The following is a 21,306-nucleotide window of genomic DNA, read 5'->3' as shown; positions in this document are numbered from 1 at the left end:
GTCCTGATCGATACGGACTGTTCTATGAAGAGGCTATCTGATGCGTACGACGAACGGGATATCTCCTAGCACTCTCTTTGCCGATGTGAAGTCGGGCCTTGTTGTGTTCTTTGTGGCGTTGCCACTCTGCCTTGGGATCGCACTGGCCTCTGGTGCGCCGTTGGTATCCGGGTTGTTGGCTGGAATCATCGGCGGCATTGTGGTGGGGCTCTTCAGTGGGTCGCACACCAGCGTGAGCGGCCCAGCCGCCGGCTTGTCGGCTGTCGTGGCTGCCCAAATCCTTTCGCTGGGATCCTTTTCAACCTTTCTCATGGCTGTGCTTTTTGCCGGGATGATCCAAATCGGTCTCGGTCTTGCCAAAGGAGGGTTCATTTCCGAATTCTTTCCCTCCAGCGTGATCAAGGGGTTGCTGGCCGCCATCGGCGTGATCATCATCCTCAAACAAATTCCCCATCTGGTCGGACATGATCCGGATCCAGAAGGCGACATGTCCTTCTTTCAGCCGGATCTCCAAACCACGTTTTCTGAGCTCATCAGTATGTTCGGGGACTTTCAGCTCGGTGCCTCTATGATTGGTCTCGCGTCTCTCGTCCTGCTTGTCCTCTGGGACAAGTGGACGCCGCTGAAAACGTCTCTTTTCCCTGCTCCTGTCGCCGTCGTGCTGCTTGGAATTGGAGCAGTCTTGTGGTTCGAGCAGCTCGGCGATCCCTGGCTTATCAAGCCGAGCCATCTTGTTCAAGTGCCTGTGCCCAGTGACTTGACCGAACTCGTGGGACTTCTTCCACGACCGGACTTCTCACAATGGATGAATCCTGCAGTCTATACGGCCGGGCTGACCCTGGCGATCGTGGCGTCGCTTGAAACCTTGCTGAATCTCAAGGCCGTTGATCGAATTGATCGGCAGCAGCGGATTTCGCCCCCAAGTCAAGAATTGTTGGCGCAAGGTATTGGGAATGTCGCGTGCGGATTGGTCGGGGGACTCCCGATCACCTCGGTCATCATTCGGAGCTCGGTGAATGTCAACGCCGGTGGACAAACGAAACTGGCCACGCTCGTCCATGGTGCCCTCCTGTTGGTCAGTGTGCCGCTCATTCCGACCTGGCTGAATACGATCCCGCTATCGTGCCTTGCCGCGATCTTGCTGATGACCGGCATCAAACTGGCCAGTCCTGCCCTGATCAAGCAGATGTGGAACGAGGGGCGTTATCAATTCATTCCGTTCGCGGCCACCCTCACGGCCATCGTCTTCACCGATCTCTTGATCGGTATCGTGATTGGGCTCGTCGTAGCCATTGGGTTTATTCTCAACAGCAATATGCGTCGCCCGGTGCGCCGTTTTGTGGAAAAGCATCTCGGCGGCGACGTTGTCCATATCGAACTGGCCAATCAGGAGAGCTTCCTCAATCGCGCGGCGTTGTCTCAGGTGCTGGCTGAAGTGCCACACTATGGGCGTGTGTTGCTTGATGCCCACAGTACGGACTACATCGATCCGGACGTGCTCGACCTGATTCGCGATTTCAAGGAGGAGACAGGACCCGCTCGCGGTATTGATGTGAGCCTCATCGGATTTCGGAACGAGTACAAGTTCGAAGATCAGATTCAATATGTGGATTATTCGACCCGGGAACTCCAAGCTGCACTCACACCGCAGCAGGTCTTGCAAATCCTGAAGGACGGCCACGAACGAGCCCGCACCGGGCGGCGCCTGACGCGAGACTTCACCCGCCAGGTCCGCGCCACGGCGGAAGGACAACATCCGTTGGCGGTTGCGCTCAGCTGCATCGATTCCCGCACGCCTGTTGAATTGATCTTCGACCTTGGTATGGGAGACATTTTTAGTATCCGGATTGCCGGGAACATCACCAGCCGAAAGGTGCTGGCCAGTGCGGAATACGGTTGTGCCGTGGCTGGGGCAAAACTCATGTTGGTGATCGGGCACACCCGATGTGGTGCGGTTTCTGCCGCGGTCAAGTTCCTGGGCGCACCCCTGACGGCGGCTGAATCAACGGGATGTCAGCACCTCGACTCTATCGTGAACGAGATCCAGCGGTCGGCTGACGGGATGACCTCTCAGCTCTCCAGTGAACCATCTTCGACTGAAGCGCTCGCGATCGTGGATGCGTTGGCCAGAAACAATGTCTTGCGAGTTGTAAAAGAGATACGGCAGCAAAGCCGGACGCTCGATGGCCTCGTTCAAGATCGGCGCATCGCGATTGTCGGCGCCATGTATGACGTCGTTACTGGAGGGATCAAGTTCTTGGTGGAAGATGGGTTAGGGGAAACGGAATGACAGAACATTGCCTGATCGCGACATGCCCCTCATCGAATGACCTGAATCTGCCGCCAGCGTTCCGATTGATAGCGCCAGAGCAACAACCCCATCCGGATCATTATCCATCATGTGGTTACAGAGGCCTTGACAGATAGTGATAACAGGTGTATATACACCCATATGAAATCCGAGGATGCTGACACGCTGAGTCAGTGCTCTGAATGCGCATGTTTCAACGTGAGAAAAGCTGCACGTGCGATCACGCGATTCTATGACTCTGTCCTCGAACCTTCCGGGATACAGGGAACACAATTTTCCTTGTTAACAGTCGCTCACCTAGCAGGTGAGTTGCCAATCACGGAAACAGCAGATCGGCTTGGCCTGGACAGGACAACATTGACACGTAACTTGAAAGTATTAGAGATGAGAGGGTTGATTGCAGTTGGACCTGGCAAGGATGGGCGCACTAAGTCGATCAAAGTGACTGTTGCGGGTCGAGATGCGCTGATGAAGGCGTTGCCCTATTGGAAGAAAGCACAGCAGACGATCGTTCATGATCTTGGGCACTCGCGTTTTAAGACACTGATGAAAGAATTGTCCGCAATTCGGTCGTTAAGCAAACAATCAATCTAACGAATTCACGGAAGATGGGTGGTTCATAATGCCACAAAGAGTGCAGATACACTAATTGAACTTATACTGACGCCTGAGATGTGCAGATCATAAAAGCATCTCGGGCATTATAAGTTCCATCTTCCCGGTTGCCCGATCATGGAATTCAGGTTCGTGGACAAGTAATGAGACATGTTCTCGAAAGTTACGTGTATATACACCATAGGAGGGGATGGCGATGAGTCAGACGATAGATCATGGCAGAGCCGAGCAGTTTTTCTGGTGGGTCACCACGCACGCCAAGGCGCTTGTTCTAGCGGGAGTCATGCTAATAGTGAGCTTGGCCGCATTCATCCCGCAGTTGACCATGGATACTTCGGCTGATTCGTTCATTGCTAAGGATAACCCCGCCCGCGTCTATCGGGATCAAGTCAAACAGGTCTTCGGCTTATCAGATCCCTTTGTGATCGCAGTCATTAATCGTGGGGCCACCGGCGTCTTTAACCCCGAGACGTTGCAATTGGTGCAGTGGCTGACAGATCGAGTCAAAACCATTCCCAACGTTGACCCTGATCGAGTGATAAGCCTGGCAACGGAGAACAACATCGTTGGCACTGCTGACGGCATGCAAGTGAAGAAATTCTTCCAGCCGCCGCCTGTCACGCAGATTCAGGCTGATACGATTCGTGCGGCGATCGCTGATTTTCCGCTCTACCAGGGCAGCCTGGTAGCACGCGATGATACGGCGACCTTAATCACAGCTGAAGTTCTTGACGAGATGAAGAGCGAGGCGACTTATCAGGCATTCATGAGCCTGGTTCAAGTGGCCCCTCAGCTGCCTGGGGTCGAGCTCCATGTGGCTGGCGAAGGGGCGATCTCTGGATATCTCTTCAACTACATTGACCACGATGCAAAGCGAATCAATCCGGTTGTTGCGATCGTCATCACCATTGTCCTCTTCATCGCCTTTCGGACGGTGCGCGGGATGCTGCTACCGAATTTGGTCGTGCTCGGCACAGCGGCGGCCGCCTTCGGGACCATGGCCGCGGGCGGCGTTCCATTCTATGTGATTACCAACGGTCTCCTTTCCATCTTGATCGGGATGGCGGTCGCGGAACCGATCCATCTCCTCACGCACTATTACAACGTGGGTCGCGCTCATCCTCATCTCACGCATCAGGAAATGATTGTTCGTACCATGACCGACGTCTGGAAACCCCTCACGATGACTATTCTCACCACCGTCGTCGGGTTCATTTCGCTTTACGCGTCCGGCGGGATGCCACCGATGCAGTATTTTGGTCTCTTTGCGTCCATCGGAATTATGGGGGCTTGGGCCTATGGCCTGGTATTTATTCCGGCTGCATTGATGTTGGTGCCATTCAAGCCTTCCCCTGCGATCAAAGGCGGCCAGACGATCGACCAGTATGGTCAGCTTGTGACGGCATTAGGCCGCTTTGCGATTCGCCGACCAAGGCTCATTCTCAGCATGACACTCGTCGTTGCCGTATTGGGGACGATCGGTGCGTTTCGGCTCATCATCGAGGAGGCGATGATTGAAAACTTTCAGCATGATGAACCCATTTATCGCGCAGACAAAGTGATCAACCAGGTGATGGACGGAACCAATTACCTGGATATTGTGGTGGAGACCCCAACACCTGAGAGCTTGTTCAACCCGGACGCGCTTCATCGCATCGAGGCGCTCCAGAGATTTGTCGAAACGTTGCCTGGCGTTGGTGGGACGACGTCGGTGGTCGACTATGTGAAGCAGATGAATCGGTCGATTAACGAAAACCGCAAGGAGGCGTATAGCATCCCCGATAACCGAGACCTTGTGGCGCAACTCTTCTTGCTCTACTCCGCCTCAGCCGATCCGACAGATTTCCAGCAGGAGATTGACTACGAATATCGACGGGCCAATATTCGTGCCAGTATCAAAACGTCCCATTACGTGAATAACCGGGTGGTGATTGAACAGGTTGAACGGTATCTCCTCGAACAATTCAATAACAATGAGATCGTGGGGCATTTGAGCGGACGAGTGAACGTCAACCATCATTGGTTAGAGACTATTGCCTCCACACACTTCGTCAGTGAAGGAATCGCCTTGGTCATTAGCTGGCTCATGGCGTCCTGGTTGTTCCGTTCACTTGGTGCTGGACTCTTTACGCTGGTGCCGGTGTTTGCTTCTGTCCTTCTCGTCTACGGCATCATGGGATTTGGCGGGATCTGGCTCGCTGTGGGAACCTCCATGTTTGCGGCCATTGCGACCGGGTTGGCGATCGATTTTGGCCAGCATACGACCCAGCGGATTCGCGAGCTCATGCGATTCGGTACTGGCACGTTTGAGGAACGAATGGCGCACTTTTTCCCGTCTACGGGGCGGGCGCTGTTTTTCAACTTCCTGGCCATGAGCCTGGGGTTCGGCACCCTCATGATCAGTGTGGTCCCGCCACTGGTCCGTTTCGGGGGGTTGGTGGCTGTGGCCATGGCCGTGAGTTTTCTCGCCAGTATCACCGTTATGCCGGCACTGGCGACGGTGTTTCGTCCGCGCTTTCTTGGGTTTGAGACACCCGATCAGGAAGCAGCTCAGGCAGTGCAACTTAACCCGGTCTTATCCGTATCTACCATGAAGGAAGGAAGGTAATTCATATGCGATTGCACATGCAGAACCTGTTTATTGCGCTCTTTCTGTTGATTCCTTTGTCCGTATCCGATGTTGCAGCGGAATCCCTACTTGCCGGCGAAGAAATTGCTCGACGCATCAATGCGCGTAACGAAGGAGAGGTCGTCTCACGTTTTATTACGATGGCCATGACGGATCGCAGCGGCACCGAACGAGTGCGGGAAACAAAGAGCCTCCGAAAGTATTTCGGGAAAGAGAAACGCACGATCATCTTCTATTTGAGCCCTTCAAATATTAAAGATACGGCATTTTTGACCTATGATTACCCGGAAGCCGATCGAGATGATGATCAATGGTTGTACTTGCCAGCCGCCAGAAAAGTTCGCCGTATTTCCGCGTCTGATCGAGGGGACTACTTCCTCGGGACTGACTTTACGTATGAAGACATTCGCAAGGAAACCAAGGTTGGGATTGCGGATTACTCTTGGAAAACTCTCGGCGAGGAGACCATCGATGGTCATCGGTGCTTTCTCGTCGAAGAGATTCCCGTAAATGAAAAAACGGCCCAGGAATTGGGCTACAGCAAAGTGCAGTCCTGGATTGATGCCGAGATCTGGATGGTCCGTCAAGCCAAGTACTGGGATGTGGCCGGTAATCCGTTGAAGACCCTCCAGGTCAGGGAGATCACATTGATCCAGGACATCTGGACAGCCCATCAACTATCCGTTGAAAACCACAAGACCGGCCACAAGACTGTGTTTACCTTCAAAGATGTGAACTATGGGCAAAGTGTCAAGGATGAAATGTTCACGGAAGATGCCTTGCGGCGCGGATATTAAAGACCCATGGCAAGTTCATATGCGACGTGTGGAATCCTGGCGCTGGCGGGGTTACTCATCGCCGCCAGCGCCCTTGCCGAGAGCACACCAGACGAGACGAAATCGAGTCAGTTGAGCAATCATCGGTTTAGCGCTGTGCTTGAATCGGAAGCGGCGTATGGGATTACACGAGATCGTGCCGATAAAATGGAGATGGTGCTTGATCCGCAGTGGGAATATCGATGGAGTGAAGATACCCGTATCACCGGTATCGCTCGGCTGTACACTGAAGGGTTCGACCATCTAGAACCTGGTCGACTGAGCCAAGGGGAGGTTTCTCCGAATTCCCGACGCCTACAACTCGGCGACCGAACCGACATAGAATTGCGCGAGTTCTACCTGAGGACGCAGCTTTGGGGGATGCATCTTACGCTTGGCAAACAGCAAGTCGTCTGGGGGAAGACCGATGGTCTGAAACTGCTCGACGTCGTCAATCCACAAAACTTCAGGGAATTTATTCTCGATAACTTTGACGATTCTCGCATTCCGCTGTGGACATTGAATGCCGAATTGCCCATCGGAGGCGGCAACTTGCAATTTCTCTGGATACCGGATCGCACCTATCATCGACTGCCTCAAGCGGGTGCCACGTTTGCCTTTAGCTCACCACTGATAGTTCCTCAAGCGCCTCCTGGTGTTGCCGTGAATCTTCGGCCTCTTGAACGTCCTAACAATATCGTGATGGATTCCGACATCGGCATGCGGTTTTCAAGATTTTGGCATGGTTGGGACCTTACGGTGAACTATCTCTACCACTATGCGGATTTTCCCGTGTTCTTTCAATCAGTGTTTCTCGCCCCTGGCGGTGCCACGGTTACGGTGAACCCTCGTTATGAGCGCAACCATCTCATCGGAGGGTCGGTCAGCAATGCTTTCGGCAACCTGACAGTGCGTGGAGAAGCGATTTACAATACCGATCGATTCGTGCTGACCATGAACCGAAGGGACGGTGATGGTGTGATCAAGAGTGGTGAAATCGCCTATGTCCTAGGGCTGGATTGGTCCGGCATTCAGGATACGTTGGTGAGTTTCCAGCTGTTTCAAAGTTGGTTGCTTCATCCCGCCGACGGTATTGTACGCGACACATTAGACACCACGAGTACCATATTACTGAGAAGACATTTCTTGAATGAAACGTTAGAAACTGAAGTGCTCTGGCTGCAAAGCGTAAACCAAGGCGATGGACTCATCCGACCGAAAATCAGCTATGAGTTGCGGGATAATTTAAAAATTTGGACAGGATTTGATCTGTTCTACGGCGATCGCAATGGTTTGTTTGGACAATTTGATCGGAACGATAGGCTCGTGATCGGAATGGAGATGGGTCTCTAGTGGGTACGTGCTTTCAAAGTCATCATTATCTAATCCAAGCCAGAGATAGCGCACTGAACTGAACGTACTAACTTACCGAATCACCTGAATCTGCCGCCAGCGTTCGGACTGATATCGCCAGAGCAACAACCCCATCCGCACAGTCCAATCCGCGATCATCGCAGCCCAGATGAATGAGACGGACTGGCGTAGCCAGAGGGCCGCGACCAGTGCCAAGGGCACGCGGACACCCCACATACCGATCATCGTGGCACCCATGATGAAGCGGGTGTCGCCTGCACCCCGTAGCGATCCGGCTAACACCATGGTGAGGGCCAGCGGCACTTGAAGTAAGGCAACAATCTTTAAAAATGTCGTTCCAAGCTCGATCACCGCGTCATCGGTTGTGAAGGCATGAAGCAACGTGTACGGAAAGAAGAAAAAAAGGATTCCCATACCGGTCATGATCATAATGGCCAGCCGATTGGCTTCCCAGTTTTCGAGTTTCGCTCTGGTATACTTCCCGGCTCCGATGCTTTGGCCCACCATGGTGGCGGCAGCAATGGCAAGTCCATAGCCGGGTAGGAACGAAAAGGATTCAATCGACAACCCGACTTGATGCGCGGCATAGGCCACGGTGCCGTAGAGGAGGACGAGTTTGGTGTAGATGAAGATACCCGCCTGTTGCACGATGCGTTCGCCGGAGACCGACGCTCCAACATCCCAGATCGATCGAATCAGGTCGAGGCGCAGTGTGGACGACTGCTTCAAGATGGGGCGACAACGCAGCAGCAGATAGAACATGCCTGTCACTTCGGCGACGCCGACGGCGATCGCCGCGCCTTTGAGTCCCATTGCAGGAGCTCCCCACTGTCCGTAGATGAGGGGGTAGGCCAGAAATACATGGAGGAGGTTGACACCGATCAGACCATACATCGGGGTCTTTGTGTCGCCAGTGCCTTGGAGGATGGACGACAAGACCTGGATGAGGACCGTACAGGGAATCACGAGGAAGATGAGTGTCGAATAGGGGAGGGCGAGCTCAATGACAGCGGATTCCGCACCGAGTTGCTGCATGACGAGCAGATTGCCGGCGATCCCAAGGCCAGCCAACAGGATCGAGACGCCGATCGAAAGCCATAAGAAGTGACGAGCCGCTTCTCCGGCGTCTTGTCGACGCCGCGCTCCCCATAACTGGGCAACGATCACATTGGTCCCGACTGAAATTCCAGAGACCAGAGTCGTGGCCACGAAGGCCAGCAGTTGACCCAGACCGACTGCGGCGATTGATGTGGCACCCAGCCCCCCGACTAAGAAGACGGCGACAATGCCTTCGGCTCGTTGGAGCAGCGTGGTCAGCGTGACGGGAAGTGCCAACGTCATCACGGACCGTCTGATCTGGGTGACACCGTTGCCCATGGGGCGCTATCCTAACAGAGTTCCTTCTGACGCCATGTGAGAAATCGTCGATCGTTTGGTGGACCATAATGACAATAGCCGACGCTCATAACGAATACCCCACGACATTCGCACCACGTCGCTTATCAAAATCGAAATATCTCTCGGGGTTGCAATGTCACAAGCGGCTCTATCTGGAGATACATCAGCCTGCGTTGGCCACCCCGCCTGACGCGTCGACCCAGGCGATCTTGGACATGGGAACCGAGATCGGGGTGCTCGCACAGCAGCGCTTTCGCGGTGGCGTGCTGGTCAAGTCGGGATTCCGTCAGCGAGAAGCAGCAATCGCAGAGACCGCCGCCTTGCTTCAAGACCCCATGATTCCCGCCATCTTCGAAGGAGCGTTCGAATATGACGGAGTGCTTGTGCGCGTCGATATTTTAGAGCGCGTGCAGAATGGTGAAGGGGGATCGTCGTCCTGGCGATTGATCGAGGTGAAGTCATCAACCAGGGTGAAAGATGTCCACCTTGATGACCTCTCTATACAAAGCCATGTCGTACTAGGGGCCGGGTTGAGACTCGATGCGACCTGTCTGATGCATATCGATACGGGGTATCTCTACCGTGGTGGGGAGGTTGATCTGCAGACGCTCTTCTCGATTGAAGACGTCTCGGAAGCGGTATCCGACCGTCGCAGGTCGGTGCCGGAACGATTGGCCACCATGAAAGTCCTTTTGCTGGAGTCGAAGGCCCCGAGGATCGAGCCTGATCAGCATTGTCATACACCCTACGAATGTCCCTTCTGGGCCCATTGCACAAAGGACAAACCGCAGCGCTGGATCTACCATCTGCCGGGTAAGAAAGAGATTGTCAGTCAGCTTGTCCGGCAGGGTATCGTGACGATCGACGACATTCCTGATGACACAAGGCTGTCGGATGTACAACGAAAGGTCAAAAACAATGTCGAGTGGGTTTCATCCGAATTGGGTCGGACTCTTCGTTTCCTCAGCTATCCCATACACCATCTCGATGCCGAAACCGTCATGTTGGCATTGCCGCGGTTTCCCTTTATGAGGCCCTATCAGTCTCTTCCGGTGCAGTGGTCCAATCACATTGAACTTGAATCCGGTGAGGTGGCGCACCAGGAGTTTCTTCATGGTGAGGCGTCGGACCCTCGCAAGCGTTGGGTCGAATCGCTCATCGAATCACTCGGTGAGACCGGGAGCATCGTGGTCTACTCAGGCTATGAGGAATCGCTCATTCGGCAGTTAGCAGAGACATTTCCTGAATTTAAATCAGCGTTCAAAGCGATTATGAAGCGGTTATGGGATCTGCTCTCCGTTATCAAGAGTCACTATTATCATCCAGCCTTCAACGGATCGTACTCGATTAAGTCTGTGTTGCCGGCGGTGGTGCCATCGCTTGGGTATGACGATCTTGCGATTCAAGCGGGAGGTCAGGCAGCGGCTGAATACTATCGGATGGTCTTTGTCGAAAGCGATTGGGTGGAGCAGGCTGGAATCAGAGAGGCGCTCTTACGCTATTGTGAGCGAGACACGCTGGCGATGGTGGAATTGCGGAGGGTGTTGGGAGAGAAGGCAGATCGTCATATCTGAGAACAAGGTGATGAAGGCTGGCCAGAATGAGAAACACCACTATAGATGTTTATCCGCCGGGACAATGAAGAGAGGCTTCGCCTGATCAGCCGGTGGTACACACGAAGTGCCGTATGGCGGAGAGGGTGGGGATCGAACCCACGGTCGAGTTACCCCGACAGCAGTTTTCGAGACTGCCCGATTCGGCCACTCTCGCACCTCTCCGTTGGCCAAAAGACCGCGAATAATCACATACTTATACGCCGCTTTGCAATAGCGACGACATCCCCAGAAACAGGGGTGTTGTGAATAGTGTTGAACAGCTGGAGGGAGCCATGCGGGCCCTGAGCCTCTCGCTTAGTCGCGAGACCTTGAAGAAGCTGGACAATCTTTTCGCCGGCCCCGGTGGGGCCGCACCGGAGACCTATGCGTGGTAACGGTGGATCAATGGAAGTCATGTCGTAGATGAGGTGAGAGATTTCGCAGGTCGCAGATCTGTCAGCGCGGGACAGCATCTGCAGCCTGGCCACTATCGGTTTCCTTAGGCGGCTGAGGATACAGTTGCGCGAGTCGTTCGATGAGGGGTTTGGCTTCAGATGTGCTGGTACGTGTCGGCTCGCTGGGTGCATGTTCCCAGGCCAAGATTTGAATCCCTGCCTCTATGAACGCCACGCGTATAGTCTCTGCCATCGCCTCGACGGTGAGCTCAGTCCAGGGTCGGAGGTCCAGGACACGCTCCTCTGGTCTGCCGGGCGGAGGGCTTTCATGAATGAGCGTCCAGCACCGATTGAAAATCGTGGCACGGAGGGCATAAGGAATATTGATTGCGGTGAGACGAGAGGTACAGAGCGCCGTGACCAACAGGACGAACTGTAGATTTGGCATCTCGGGGCGATGGATGTCGAGTGTTTGCATGATTGCGGGCCTCCTACCAAAGACGTCGGAAGGATCTTGAGCGATACCGACGCCTCGGTGATGGACGGTTGAGCCTTACACGTCGGCGTACACATCGGCGTAGATGTCGAAGAACGCGTCGATGCTGTCGATGAGCTGCGCCTTGATTTCATCCGCCGTGCCGTTCATCACGTGCAGCGTCATGCTGCCGACCGAGCCATCGGGCAGGAGAATGGGCACACGCGGGTGAGTGAGCTCGCTTGCCGTGCCTTTGTCCAACCGGAGGCCATAGCTCAGTGTATAGCGGGGCTTCGTACTTGTGTCAGTTGATGGCATGTCCATCATGATTCCCCTCCTGTTCGATCGTCGACAGGGCGTACGGCCGACGGGTGGAAGATTCGAGCGGGTCGTATGGGCCATTTCTGGAATCTTCCACCCATGTGATTACACCGTCGTGACTGCCGCCATCGGCTTCTGGGCGAACTCTTTGTACCCGTATCGCTCGGCTAAATACGCCTTGGCATCCTCGCTCACATACTCAGCAAACTTGTACCGGTCATCCTCGACGGTCTTGGCGTCTGCCATCACCTGGTCGGTCGGGATCGCATACTCAATGTTACAAGACGTATAGGCCTGAATATAGGTCGGACCGACTTCGCGAGCGATCAGCACGGCCTTCTTGATGCAGCTTTCCACCCGCCGCGGGTTATTCGGCACGACGGTGGCGATGTAGGCGCAGCCGGCGATCTTTGCCATGGCGACCATGTCCATTTTCTCGAATTTCTTGCCAAGCGGGGCCATCTTGAGCACCGCCCCTCTGGTCGTCATGCCGCTCTCTTGTCCGCCCGTATTCCCGTACACCTCATTGTCCAGCATGATCGTCGTGAATCGCTCTTTCCTGAACCAGGAATGGAGAACTTGCTGGAATCCGATGTCGGCGGTGCCGCCGTCACCAGCTATCACGACGACATCCTTATGCTTGTCGCCGAAACGAATCCGCAATCCACGCGACAGCCCACTGGCGACGCCGTTCTGGTCACCATAGTTGCCGTAGACGAACGGAATCGCCGCCTGGGAAATCGCCAGCCGGCCACAGCCCGCCGTTCCAACGGTAATCGTATCTTCGGGATTTGGGAATGCGATAATCGCAAGCCGGATGAACAGGGTCATCGCACAGCCGGCGCACATGGGATGCTCTTCAAGGATCTCTTTGAAACTCCCCATCTGCGAAACGGTCGTTTTCTTCCCGAAAGGCCCGTGCTCCACCATGTCCCGATATTCTTTCGGCATGAAGGATTCGAATCCTGGTGTGAATTTTACATAATCAAGACTCATCGGATACCTCGCTCTCTCTGTAATCCGCACATGCGGTGGTGATGGTTACATTCTGACGCAGCCGACTGCTTCGTCGCCGTTCCGCCCCTGTGGCATGTTCATCCGCCACGTCCTGCCAATACGCCGGATCGCATACCGATCGCTTTCTTGACTTCCTCCACAATGACTTCCGGTGGCAAGGTCATGCCGCCGCAGACGCGCGGTCCGGCGACGACTCGCTTACTATTCGGGATCGTGGCTTTGATTTCTTTAGCCATCCATCCGATGACATTGAACTCAGGCACGATGATATGTGAGGCATGTTTGGTCGCCTCGAGAAGTTCTTCCTCCGGCCATGGTCGTAGGGTTTTGATTTTCACCAGCCCGACGCGAATCCCTTCATCAGCCAGTAGGCGGATGGCTTCCCGCCCCTGGGAGACGGCTGTTCCTGAGGAGACGATGAGGATGTCGGCATCGACGTCCTCTGTCTCGATCAAGCCATCCAGCCAGGCGATCGTGTGCTTGCGCGAGCGTTCCGCAGCGGCCCAGATTTCCTGTTGCCAGCTCGCGTGCGTGGCGTAGCTGATGTAGTTGCTCTTCATCACGAAGGGATCGCGCATCATCCTGACCGGGGGACACTCCATATCCATGCAGGGGACGGGTGAGCGATAGGGATCATAAGGCGGCAGGCACATGTCGGCGGGTGTCAGGTCAACGACGTCTTTCGTATGGGTCACGAAGAAGCCGTCGCAACAGAGAGCCAAGGGTAAATGCACGTCCGGCTCTTCCGACACCATATAACCCTTGAGAATCCAGTCGTAGAAATCCTGCGCGGTTTCCGCGTGCCAGACGAGCATGCCCGTATTCATCAGGTAGGCGATCTCGATCGTGTCCGGTTGGATCGACAAGGGGGAATTGATGCCCCGGCAGGTGACGATACATTGGATCGGTAATCGGGATCCGGCCCACATCGGAAAGTTTTCCATGGCCCGCATCGTGCCCGGTCCGGCAGTCGTCGTGAAGACACGGGCCCCGCCAAAGGCGGCGCCGGCGCATTGGGACATGACCGCAAATTCACTTTCCCCACGGAAATAGTCGCCGATATAACCCTCGGCAAAGAGCTCGCCGCACAGGGCGGCTGCCTCGCTCTGAGGTGTGATGGGATAGGCCACCATTACATCGACGTTCGCACGCCTGACGGCTTCCTTAATGACTTCGCTGCCGGTAAAAAACGACGCCGTGCGAGGCGCGTCGTTCATCATCACGCGTGGATCGGTGATGACTTGCCCCTTCTTATTCGTGGTTCCGATGATGGCTGTACTGTCCATGGCTAGTTCCTTTCTATCGAACGGCGGTGGCCGGCGATTCGGCGCACCGTGTGAGGACGTTATGCGCTGAATGAACTGCCGCACCCACAGGTCGTTTTGGCTTGTGGGTTCTTGATCTCAAAGCCGGAGCCTTGCACGCTGTCGTGAAAATCGACTTCGCAGCCGACCAGCAATGGGGCGCTCTGGGAGTCCATGATGACCTTGACGTCACCTTTCTCGATGACGGTGTCGTCTTCACTCATGACGGACTCGAAGGCCATCCCGTACTGATAGCCATGGCACCCACCGCCCTTTACGTAGACACGTAGGCCAACCGTATCTTTCTCTTCCTGCATGAGTTCTCGGATCTTTCCTTCTGCCGTCGGTGTGATCGTAATCATGGCAGTGCTCCTTTTCTGCATTGACTGATGTGGTCAATAGACCTCAGCTCCACTCCCGTGTGGAGGCACCTCTGCCACCCCAAGCAATCAAAGCTCTTGGGCCCAGGGCATCGACACAGGGATTTCGAGGAACATTCGGCGAAAAAGCGGCGGAGACCAGGGAATCGGTCGCGCAAGACATGGGAGGGAGAGAATGTGACGCGCGAGGATAGGACGGTCGGCGTGGCTCAGTACGTCATAGGTTCACCCTGGGCGCATTAGGCATCAGAGTCAAGCGCTATTAAGGGTGACGCACGCCGCAGAGAAACCCTGATCAAGGTGTCCGAGGATCTCATCCTTCAGAGCGAGAAGCACGTTCACTCGCCCGGACAAGTAAAAGGAGAACGCCATCAGTGGCTCGCGCTCGACGACCTGTTCCCAGGTCGGGTTGATCTGCGGCTCTTTGAAGCGCTCACGCATAGTCATGGTGCGGCCTAACAACGTTTAGGCGGACCATAAATAAGAACCGGATCCGCCATGTTCTAGCCGCGTAACACATATTCAATGATCATAAACAATATCCCATCATCAATGACGGTGCTATGACTGACGGCCCGTCGACATGTATGACCGGGTCTTATGCGGATCGGCATCAGACCCTCTTCTGGTAGCGGTCAGTCGTGGACTTCTGTTTTGGGTCGGACATGACGGTCGCAGAACGGCCAAAAGCTGAAGTTCGGCGCCAAGATCGCACTACCATAAAGCGGCCCCTGCACAGCCCTGAACGAGACACACGGCCAGTTCTCACGTCCGCACCAGCCGCTGGTTAAAACGCATCGGCACCCCGCGTTTAATCACGAAACAGGTTACGATACTTTGCTGAGTCCCGACTCTCATTCAGATCAATAACGCGGATGTGATCGGCAACGAGGCTAAAACCTTTGTCTAGAGTTACAAGATAGGCATCCTCAATGCGTGCAATACAGGCGAAGATCAAGTCGCCGCCGCGAAGGCTTGAGAAACCAGGCTTATCGAAGAGATCTGCGCAGCGAGAGATAAGTTCCTGGTCGATGGGGTAGACCACGGAGTTCTCGCTCACAATGTAGAAATCACGAAGCATCTTTCGCCCTTCGCGATGTGCGCGCGAAACTGATGCTTGAAGCTCGAAGACGGCGATTGCGGGATAGATGTTGAAGTAAGGTCCGGAGAGCCAACCGTCCGAAAAGTCCTTGTAGAAGCTATGCCCCGGTGAATATCCCTGACCGTTAGGCTCCTTGATGTTGAGAAGCGCAGACGTATCCCACACGAACTTTTTCGTCGCCGCGTCGTTTGGCACTCCGTGCATGGGTACGCTCTAACAATGTTTAGACAGACTGTATAATCCCGTTACAGCAGATTGTCCACTTCTGCCTAAACCGGCGGGTAAGCACCGATCGCCAGCCCTAGCCCATTGCAGCAGGACAAGTTCCGCTCCACTACCGCGATGAGATCGTCGTCTTATGCGGATCGGCATAAGCTCCTCTTCTGGTAGCGGTCAGTCGTATACTTCTGCTTTGGGTCGGAACCTCTCGCTTGCTTCCGACAGCATCTGTCCGATCTTGTCTCAGATTCCACGCAATTTATATCGCTTGACTCCTGCCCTCATTGCGCCCAGGGTGATGGTGTCAGGTGTGAAGCCCCGCTGGCTGTCCCATCTCTCGCGCTTCCTGACCCTTCCCAGCGTGACCGATTCCCCAGTCTCCGCCGCGTTTACATCACAGTCTCTCTGACTCGTTGCTTGTCTGGTGGTATGGCCTGCTGATGGAGGCGGCCAGGACGCCGGCCATGCCGCAGAGGACTGATCGATTCACATCCGTATTCCATCAGAGAGGAGCACCCATGCTCTATTACGCGCTGATGTTCCTGGTCGTCGGCTTGATTGCCGGTGCGCTGAATCTCGCTGGGATCTCGACGGTCGCGGTGCAGATTTCGTGGATGCTGTTCGTAACCGGGATCGTGTTGCTGGTGATTCATTGGATCACGGGGCACACGACCCGCCCGGTGTGACCGAGGGGTGACGGGTTATCTGGTGGTTTCCAGCATGACGACCCAGCCCTCAGGTCAATTATAAATAAGGAGGACCATGCGATGAATGCCGAACAACTCAAAGGAAAATGGATGCAGTTCAAAGGTGAACTCAAAGAGAAGTGGGGTAAGTTTACGGACAATGATCTCCAGGAGATTGGAGGGAACTACGACAGATTTGTCGCCAAAGCGCAGGAACGGTATGGCGATAAGAAGCGTGAGCTGATGAAGTGGGCGGATCAGTGGTACCACAAGGCTCCGTCGGCCAAGGCGGGGAAAAAGATCCAGTGACCGGAATCGATCAATCAGAGATGTCGAATACTGTTATGACAACAAGGAGATGAGGCCATGAACACTATCTTACGCTGGGATCCAATGAGCAGAACTCGGTGGAATCCGTTCAAGGATCGGGATGAACTGGAAAGCCATCTGGCGACGCTGTTTGCCGGTCGAGAGGCGACGGGCAACGGAGGAAAGGAAGCCCTGACGGTGACTCAATGGTCGCCGCTGGTGGATATTATTGAAGATGAGAAAGAATACCTGATCAAAGCCGAATTGCCTGATATGAAGAAAGAGGACGTGCGTCTCACGGTCGAGAACGATGTCCTGGCGATTTCCGGCGAGCGGAAATTTGAGAAGGAAGAAAAGAGCAAGAAGTATCACCGGGTCGAACGCGCCTACGGGAGCTTCGTGCGCAGTTTCTCACTTCCGGAGGATGCGGATGGGAGTAAGGTGGCCGCGGACTTTAACGACGGGATGCTTCGGGTGCATCTCCCGAAATCTGTGAAGGCAAAGCCGAAAGCCATTGAGATCCAGGTTGGCTAGTGTTGCGTTGATCGAGGGATGGGGCATCAGGCAAGGCGTTCTGACGCCTACGCGATGATGGAGTCTTCCTGATGCTCCGCGCACACCTTGTACTTCCCCTGCTTAGGACCAGCTCCCTATCGCCGTCTTCTGCTGTTGGGTGGCGATGATACGACTGATGCGCATGTGTATCTTTCCATAAGCGTTCTTGGCTCGATCAAAAGGCATAGACATGGTGAGCATCCTCATAACGTTCGCGTTCATGGCACTCATGCTCCTGGTCGTTGGTTTCATCTCTTACGCGAATAGCGAGTGACCAGCTGCCGCACAGTGGATCGGGACATTCCCGTTTCGTGCCTCAGCCCGAGCTCTCCTGAAGTATCGACACCTGCAGACGCGATGTGCGTCCTGACTCCCTGGTAGCGGTCGGTCATGTACGTCTACTCAGGGTCGCGACCTGCCGGTCACCGGGACTATGTTCTGCCACGACCTGCCCGATCAAATCCAAGTTCTTACAGATAAAGCGCCGTGACGAGTTGCCAGGTTTTCCTTTTCGAGGAGTTCCCTGTTTAAACGCGTTCATTTGTGAAGGTCCTGGGGGTGTCCCCCCGGGGAGATGCTTTCGATTTATGCATGGATAGGTGTCGAGACTCAAAGACCTACCCCGGGAATCGGACAAAGCCCCGAGGGGTCTTCCGCCAAGATCGACGAAAATACTTTCCGGTTTCAGTCACGGTTCGGGCAGGGAACAGGAGAACACAAGGAACAACGACAGGCCACAAACCCATTGATAGGCTTGCACCTGCCGTTGTATGGTGTGTTCTGCGATGACCTGGTGTTTCTATCTAAATCAGCTTCAAGAGCAGCCCGAGTTCGCCTCGGCGTTCATGTCTTATTTACTGAAGCACTCGATCCGAGTCCAGAAGGATTTAGTGGATCAACTGTTTAATTCCAGCGAGAAGCGGCTGGCGCGGGCGTTGCTGTTGTTGGCCCACTTTGGGAAGGAAGGCAAGCCGGAGACGGTCATTGCGAAGATCAGTCAGGAAACCTTGACCGAAATGGTTGGCACCACCCGCTCACGCGTCAGTTTTTTCATGAATAAGTTCCGCAAGCTCGGGTTCATTGACTATCAAGGTGGGTCGCGCCGGAATGGCGGATTGCACGTGCATAGTTCTCTTCTCAACGTCGTCCTGCACGACTAGGGTCTCCCCTCTGATTCTGGTTCTTTAATTCAATCACGTTAGACCTGGCTACGTTCCGCCTCGCCTCCATTGTGCAATCGTTCCCTACTGAGCAATTGTGAACAGACTGCGGCCGGCTACTCCCGTATGCTTACCCCTAGTGAGGTAGTCGTGGATACTTCCGGCGCAAGAAGAAGTGTATGTGGAGAACTTGCCCAGTCTCGTGAGGGACTGAGCGTGATGGCGAGAGGTCATGTGACGTCCGTGTCTGGTGTGTCATATGTGCGCCATTGGCGCAGAAGGAGGACCTATGGTCTGCCAACGCTGTCGAGGGCTATTGGTGTGCGAGACATTCGATGATCTGAGCAGCGGAACAGACTCTCTCTACAGGGCTACACGCTGCATCAATTGTGGGTGTATCGAGGATGCCGTCGTTCGTGCAAATCGTTTCCGCCGTTCGGAGAACATGCGGGTGACCCCGCGCAGGAGGGTCAGGACGAGGGACGTTGAACGCATCACGATTCCCTCGGAAGTGTATGCATCGCTCCGATGAGCATTCGCTGCTGCGGCGAATGCATCTGGAAGGAGCTAAACCTATGGCGGGTAGTAAGGAGGAGGCAAGGATGAAACTCGAGAAGCACGACGTATCAGGTGTATCCCAGACTTCGGCGAGCGTCATGAACGGTGAGGAGAGTCGGCAGTCCGTTCGCCGCAGGCCGGCCGGTCGGACGAGCAGGGTGCGGGAAATCGATTGTATGTTGGCCGATATCCAGGCGCACATGCAGAGACTTCGGCGGGAGCGAACCCATCTGGGACTTGTGCGGGATGAATTGAACTGTACGGAAGCCAAGTAGAACTGCCTGAACAATGCGACGGCCAGTTCTATTATCGTGATTGTGGTCTACCGCCTTGCCTCTTTCTTCGTCTGAGCTGTTTTGACCAGATTATCAGCTGGCCTCTCGCTATGCTGGAGTCTAGGTGCCCAGTCGTCTCTCATCCCGTGATAGCAGACATCCGTCCGGCGAGCCGAAGTTGTGACGGTGGCCTGTATGGCCACAGAATAATCGAGTGCGCGGTGAATGTGCGAACATAAGGAGAATCAAGATGAGTACTATTATTATTGTCGTATTGGGTGTGTTGTGTGTCGGCGTACTTCCGATCTGGTCGTACGGCGGAACCTGGGGATATATCCCCAGCGGCGGGCTGGGTTTCCTCCTCGTGGCTCACACTCTTCTGACTCTGATGGGCCGGACGGACCGGACGGCAACTGTCAAGCCGTAATGGGCGTGAGCGTTCGTAGTTGAGTAGGCCTCTGTTGGGGGATCTCTGTTCATACCGGTGTCAAGTTCCGTCAGGCGTCACTCTGCTTTAAGTGGTGGTGCCGCGCAGGTTCTCAGGGATATGGCTCATCCTTGGGATCCTGCGTATGGCCTGTTCAAAGGCTAGAGGGCAGGATGATGACCTACGACAAGATCAAAGATCAGATTATCACGAGGTCGAAAGAAGGCAACCAACAAAAAATCAGGATGCGGCGAATCTGACAGTGGTCAGAGCACGTAGCCCGCAAGGAACCGCAAAGGAGGAGAATATGCAGAACAGATCTTGGCTATCCATCATGATCGTGTCGGCATTCATTATGGGCTTTGGGCTGGGAGGGCTCTCTCTGCACTATGCAGCTGCCCAAGGAATCTTTGGGCTTTCGACGTCGGTGAGCCAGCTCGGCAGTGCGTTGGTGGATATGCAGAAGAATGTCGACGATCTTCAAAAGAATATGGGGATAGTGAAACAGGTCAAGGAGCAACTGAGCAGTCTGTCTCCACAAGGTGATGGCACTCCTGGAGGAGACCTCCTGAAAAAAGGTGGCGATTCGTTGAAGGACATGAAGCCGAAATTCTGAATCGCATGACGCGAACACTTGGGTGACAGAGGCAGAGGTGACTGTGGGGAGGGAACCCATGAAGCAGATATCCAACAGTACCGCGAGTACGGGCGCAATCAGTTCCGAACCGCGTCTCGGCATGACCTGGGTCGTGACGGTAGGCATGATGCTGCTGATCGGGACCCCCGTGGCGTCAGCAGAGCAGACCGCCACAGAATCAGTGAGAAACACCATGGATGAGGTGATCCATATTCTCAACAGCGAAGAGCTGAACCAGCCGGGCCGCTCGGTGGAACGACGTCAGAAGATTGAGCACGTCATCAGGCAGGGCGTCAGCTATGAAGATATGGCCAAACGGGCTCTGGGTGAGCCCTGGATAGAACTGACGGACACTGAACGGCAAGAATTTGTTACGCTCTTTGTTCAGTTACTCCGAGACACATTTGCCGGGCGAATTGATCATTACGCCGACGAGCAGGTGCGCTACCTGTCTGAACAATATGAAGAAAACTGTGCTGAGGTGAGGGTGAGGCTGTCTGGCCGCAAGGTGGACACCCTCCTAGATTTTCGCTTAGTCGACAAGATCGGCCATTGGTATGTGTACGATGTGGTCATCGACGGCGCAGGCATCGTGAGCAATTACCACGCACAGTTCGCCAGCATTATCCGCACCCATTCCTACATAGGTTTAGTAAACAAGATGAAAGAGAAGACTCTCGTGGTAAAAGCGTTTGAAACGACGACGGCTCCATAGTTCTGCGCGCAAAGGCAGCGAGTGGGCATGTAGG

The 21,306-nt window shown here is 54.6% G+C and carries 22 protein-coding genes and 1 tRNA gene; 14 read left to right on the top strand and 9 right to left on the bottom strand.

Features of this window, described 5'->3' with window-relative positions:
• The first annotated feature begins 40 nt into the window (after positions 1-40).
• The 5 genes from E8D52_04460 (at position 41) to E8D52_04440 (ending at position 7,723) form a co-directional block, all read left to right on the top strand.
• Positions 41-2,290, top strand: coding sequence for a sulfate transporter (locus E8D52_04460; protein ID TKB70301.1), 2,250 nt, complete (start codon positions 41-43; stop codon positions 2,288-2,290).
• A 162-nt stretch (positions 2,291-2,452) separates the two neighbouring features.
• Positions 2,453-2,905 carry a winged helix-turn-helix transcriptional regulator gene (locus tag E8D52_04455; protein TKB70300.1) on the top strand — a complete coding sequence of 151 codons (453 nt, stop codon included), beginning with the start codon at positions 2,453-2,455 and terminating at the stop codon, positions 2,903-2,905.
• Between the two features lie 211 nt (positions 2,906-3,116).
• Positions 3,117-5,534: a hypothetical protein gene (locus E8D52_04450; GenBank protein TKB70299.1), complete on the top strand. Its 2,418-nt coding sequence runs from the start codon at positions 3,117-3,119 to the stop codon at positions 5,532-5,534.
• Between the two features lie 5 nt (positions 5,535-5,539).
• Positions 5,540-6,352 carry an outer membrane lipoprotein-sorting protein gene (locus tag E8D52_04445; GenBank protein ID TKB70298.1) on the top strand — a complete coding sequence of 271 codons (813 nt, stop codon included), beginning with the start codon at positions 5,540-5,542 and terminating at the stop codon, positions 6,350-6,352.
• A 6-nt stretch (positions 6,353-6,358) separates the two neighbouring features.
• A complete protein-coding gene (locus E8D52_04440) occupies positions 6,359-7,723 on the top strand; it encodes a hypothetical protein (protein ID TKB70297.1) in 1,365 nt (454 codons plus the stop codon).
• 72 nt (positions 7,724-7,795) lie between these two features.
• On the opposite strand, the gene E8D52_04435 is transcribed toward E8D52_04440, so the two are convergent.
• Complete coding sequence (locus tag E8D52_04435) at positions 7,796-9,121, bottom strand: MATE family efflux transporter (GenBank protein TKB70296.1); 1,326 nt, start codon at positions 9,119-9,121, stop codon at positions 7,796-7,798.
• A 68-nt stretch (positions 9,122-9,189) separates the two neighbouring features.
• Between E8D52_04435 and E8D52_04430 the strand changes: the two genes are divergently transcribed.
• Positions 9,190-10,716, top strand: a complete 1,527-nt coding sequence (locus E8D52_04430) for a DUF2779 domain-containing protein (GenBank protein ID TKB70295.1) — start codon at positions 9,190-9,192, stop codon at positions 10,714-10,716.
• A gap of 114 nt (positions 10,717-10,830) precedes the next feature.
• Here the strand turns inward: E8D52_04430 and E8D52_04425 are convergent.
• The 8 genes from E8D52_04425 to E8D52_04390 form a co-directional block, all read right to left on the bottom strand.
• Positions 10,831-10,920: transfer RNA gene (locus tag E8D52_04425), tRNA-Ser, on the bottom strand.
• A gap of 273 nt (positions 10,921-11,193) precedes the next feature.
• Entirely contained in the window at positions 11,194-11,610 is a 417-nt protein-coding gene (locus E8D52_04420; protein TKB70294.1) for a hypothetical protein, read from the bottom strand.
• 75 nt (positions 11,611-11,685) lie between these two features.
• Positions 11,686-11,934 carry an allantoinase gene (locus tag E8D52_04415; protein ID TKB70293.1) on the bottom strand — a complete coding sequence of 83 codons (249 nt, stop codon included), beginning with the start codon at positions 11,932-11,934 and terminating at the stop codon, positions 11,686-11,688.
• A gap of 99 nt (positions 11,935-12,033) precedes the next feature.
• Entirely contained in the window at positions 12,034-12,924 is an 891-nt protein-coding gene (locus tag E8D52_04410; GenBank protein TKB70292.1) for a ferredoxin oxidoreductase, read from the bottom strand.
• 98 nt (positions 12,925-13,022) lie between these two features.
• A complete protein-coding gene (locus tag E8D52_04405; GenBank protein TKB70291.1) occupies positions 13,023-14,231 on the bottom strand; it encodes a ferredoxin oxidoreductase in 1,209 nt (402 codons plus the stop codon).
• A gap of 59 nt (positions 14,232-14,290) precedes the next feature.
• The gene (gene erpA / locus E8D52_04400; GenBank protein TKB70290.1) at positions 14,291-14,632 is read right to left on the bottom strand and encodes an iron-sulfur cluster insertion protein ErpA; all 342 of its coding nucleotides are present in this window, start codon (positions 14,630-14,632) and stop codon (positions 14,291-14,293) included.
• Positions 14,633-14,881: 249 nt separating this feature from the next.
• Entirely contained in the window at positions 14,882-15,076 is a 195-nt protein-coding gene (locus tag E8D52_04395; protein ID TKB70289.1) for a hypothetical protein, read from the bottom strand.
• 364 nt (positions 15,077-15,440) lie between these two features.
• A complete protein-coding gene (locus E8D52_04390; protein ID TKB70288.1) occupies positions 15,441-15,935 on the bottom strand; it encodes a type II toxin-antitoxin system VapC family toxin in 495 nt (164 codons plus the stop codon).
• A 533-nt stretch (positions 15,936-16,468) separates the two neighbouring features.
• Here E8D52_04390 and E8D52_04385 point away from each other — a divergent pair.
• The 8 genes from E8D52_04385 to E8D52_04350 all read left to right on the top strand — a co-directional run bounded on the left by E8D52_04385 (position 16,469) and on the right by E8D52_04350 (position 21,272).
• Positions 16,469-16,636 (top strand): DUF1328 domain-containing protein, encoded by a 168-nt coding sequence (locus tag E8D52_04385; protein TKB70380.1) that lies wholly within the window; start codon positions 16,469-16,471, stop codon positions 16,634-16,636.
• A gap of 81 nt (positions 16,637-16,717) precedes the next feature.
• Positions 16,718-16,945: a CsbD family protein gene (locus E8D52_04380; protein TKB70287.1), complete on the top strand. Its 228-nt coding sequence runs from the start codon at positions 16,718-16,720 to the stop codon at positions 16,943-16,945.
• 84 nt (positions 16,946-17,029) lie between these two features.
• The gene (locus E8D52_04375; GenBank protein TKB70379.1) at positions 17,030-17,479 is read left to right on the top strand and encodes an Hsp20/alpha crystallin family protein; all 450 of its coding nucleotides are present in this window, start codon (positions 17,030-17,032) and stop codon (positions 17,477-17,479) included.
• Positions 17,480-18,270: 791 nt separating this feature from the next.
• Entirely contained in the window at positions 18,271-18,660 is a 390-nt protein-coding gene (locus E8D52_04370) for a hypothetical protein (GenBank protein ID TKB70286.1), read from the top strand.
• A gap of 602 nt (positions 18,661-19,262) precedes the next feature.
• Positions 19,263-19,493: a hypothetical protein gene (locus E8D52_04365; GenBank protein ID TKB70285.1), complete on the top strand. Its 231-nt coding sequence runs from the start codon at positions 19,263-19,265 to the stop codon at positions 19,491-19,493.
• Positions 19,494-19,737: 244 nt separating this feature from the next.
• Positions 19,738-19,920 carry a DUF3309 domain-containing protein gene (locus tag E8D52_04360; GenBank protein ID TKB70378.1) on the top strand — a complete coding sequence of 61 codons (183 nt, stop codon included), beginning with the start codon at positions 19,738-19,740 and terminating at the stop codon, positions 19,918-19,920.
• A gap of 307 nt (positions 19,921-20,227) precedes the next feature.
• A complete protein-coding gene (locus E8D52_04355; GenBank protein ID TKB70284.1) occupies positions 20,228-20,536 on the top strand; it encodes a hypothetical protein in 309 nt (102 codons plus the stop codon).
• A 58-nt stretch (positions 20,537-20,594) separates the two neighbouring features.
• Complete coding sequence (locus E8D52_04350; protein ID TKB70283.1) at positions 20,595-21,272, top strand: ABC transporter substrate-binding protein; 678 nt, start codon at positions 20,595-20,597, stop codon at positions 21,270-21,272.
• The last annotated feature ends 34 nt before the right edge of the window (positions 21,273-21,306 follow it).

This window comes from Nitrospira sp. (assembly GCA_005116745.1).
Classification (GTDB): domain Bacteria; phylum Nitrospirota; class Nitrospiria; order Nitrospirales; family Nitrospiraceae; genus Nitrospira_D.
Note: the sequence above shows the minus strand (reverse complement) of the source record. Positions and strands in the feature narration are given on the sequence as shown.

Bases quoted from the DNA above. Each gene is read 5' to 3' on its own strand.
- E8D52_04370 (TKB70286.1), top strand. From the start codon at position 18,271: ATGGTGTGTTCTGCGATGACCTGGTGTTTCTATCTAAATCAGCTTCAA.
- E8D52_04415 (TKB70293.1), bottom strand. From the start codon at position 11,934: ATGATGGACATGCCATCAACTGACACAAGTACGAAGCCCCGCTATACA.
- E8D52_04380 (TKB70287.1), top strand. From the start codon at position 16,718: ATGAATGCCGAACAACTCAAAGGAAAATGGATGCAGTTCAAAGGTGAA.
- E8D52_04435 (TKB70296.1), bottom strand. From the start codon at position 9,121: ATGGGCAACGGTGTCACCCAGATCAGACGGTCCGTGATGACGTTGGCA.
- E8D52_04390 (TKB70288.1), bottom strand. From the start codon at position 15,935: ATGCACGGAGTGCCAAACGACGCGGCGACGAAAAAGTTCGTGTGGGAT.
- E8D52_04395 (TKB70289.1), bottom strand. From the start codon at position 15,076: ATGACTATGCGTGAGCGCTTCAAAGAGCCGCAGATCAACCCGACCTGG.
- E8D52_04420 (TKB70294.1), bottom strand. From the start codon at position 11,610: ATGCAAACACTCGACATCCATCGCCCCGAGATGCCAAATCTACAGTTC.
- E8D52_04405 (TKB70291.1), bottom strand. From the start codon at position 14,231: ATGGACAGTACAGCCATCATCGGAACCACGAATAAGAAGGGGCAAGTC.
- E8D52_04445 (TKB70298.1), top strand. From the start codon at position 5,540: ATGCGATTGCACATGCAGAACCTGTTTATTGCGCTCTTTCTGTTGATT.
- E8D52_04455 (TKB70300.1), top strand. From the start codon at position 2,453: ATGAAATCCGAGGATGCTGACACGCTGAGTCAGTGCTCTGAATGCGCA.
- E8D52_04350 (TKB70283.1), top strand. From the start codon at position 20,595: ATGAAGCAGATATCCAACAGTACCGCGAGTACGGGCGCAATCAGTTCC.
- E8D52_04430 (TKB70295.1), top strand. From the start codon at position 9,190: ATGACAATAGCCGACGCTCATAACGAATACCCCACGACATTCGCACCA.
- erpA (TKB70290.1), bottom strand. From the start codon at position 14,632: ATGCAGAAAAGGAGCACTGCCATGATTACGATCACACCGACGGCAGAA.
- E8D52_04450 (TKB70299.1), top strand. From the start codon at position 3,117: ATGGCGATGAGTCAGACGATAGATCATGGCAGAGCCGAGCAGTTTTTC.
- E8D52_04410 (TKB70292.1), bottom strand. From the start codon at position 12,924: ATGAGTCTTGATTATGTAAAATTCACACCAGGATTCGAATCCTTCATG.
- E8D52_04355 (TKB70284.1), top strand. From the start codon at position 20,228: ATGCAGAACAGATCTTGGCTATCCATCATGATCGTGTCGGCATTCATT.
- E8D52_04365 (TKB70285.1), top strand. From the start codon at position 19,263: ATGAAACTCGAGAAGCACGACGTATCAGGTGTATCCCAGACTTCGGCG.
- E8D52_04375 (TKB70379.1), top strand. From the start codon at position 17,030: ATGAGCAGAACTCGGTGGAATCCGTTCAAGGATCGGGATGAACTGGAA.
- E8D52_04460 (TKB70301.1), top strand. From the start codon at position 41: ATGCGTACGACGAACGGGATATCTCCTAGCACTCTCTTTGCCGATGTG.
- E8D52_04440 (TKB70297.1), top strand. From the start codon at position 6,359: ATGGCAAGTTCATATGCGACGTGTGGAATCCTGGCGCTGGCGGGGTTA.
- E8D52_04385 (TKB70380.1), top strand. From the start codon at position 16,469: ATGCTCTATTACGCGCTGATGTTCCTGGTCGTCGGCTTGATTGCCGGT.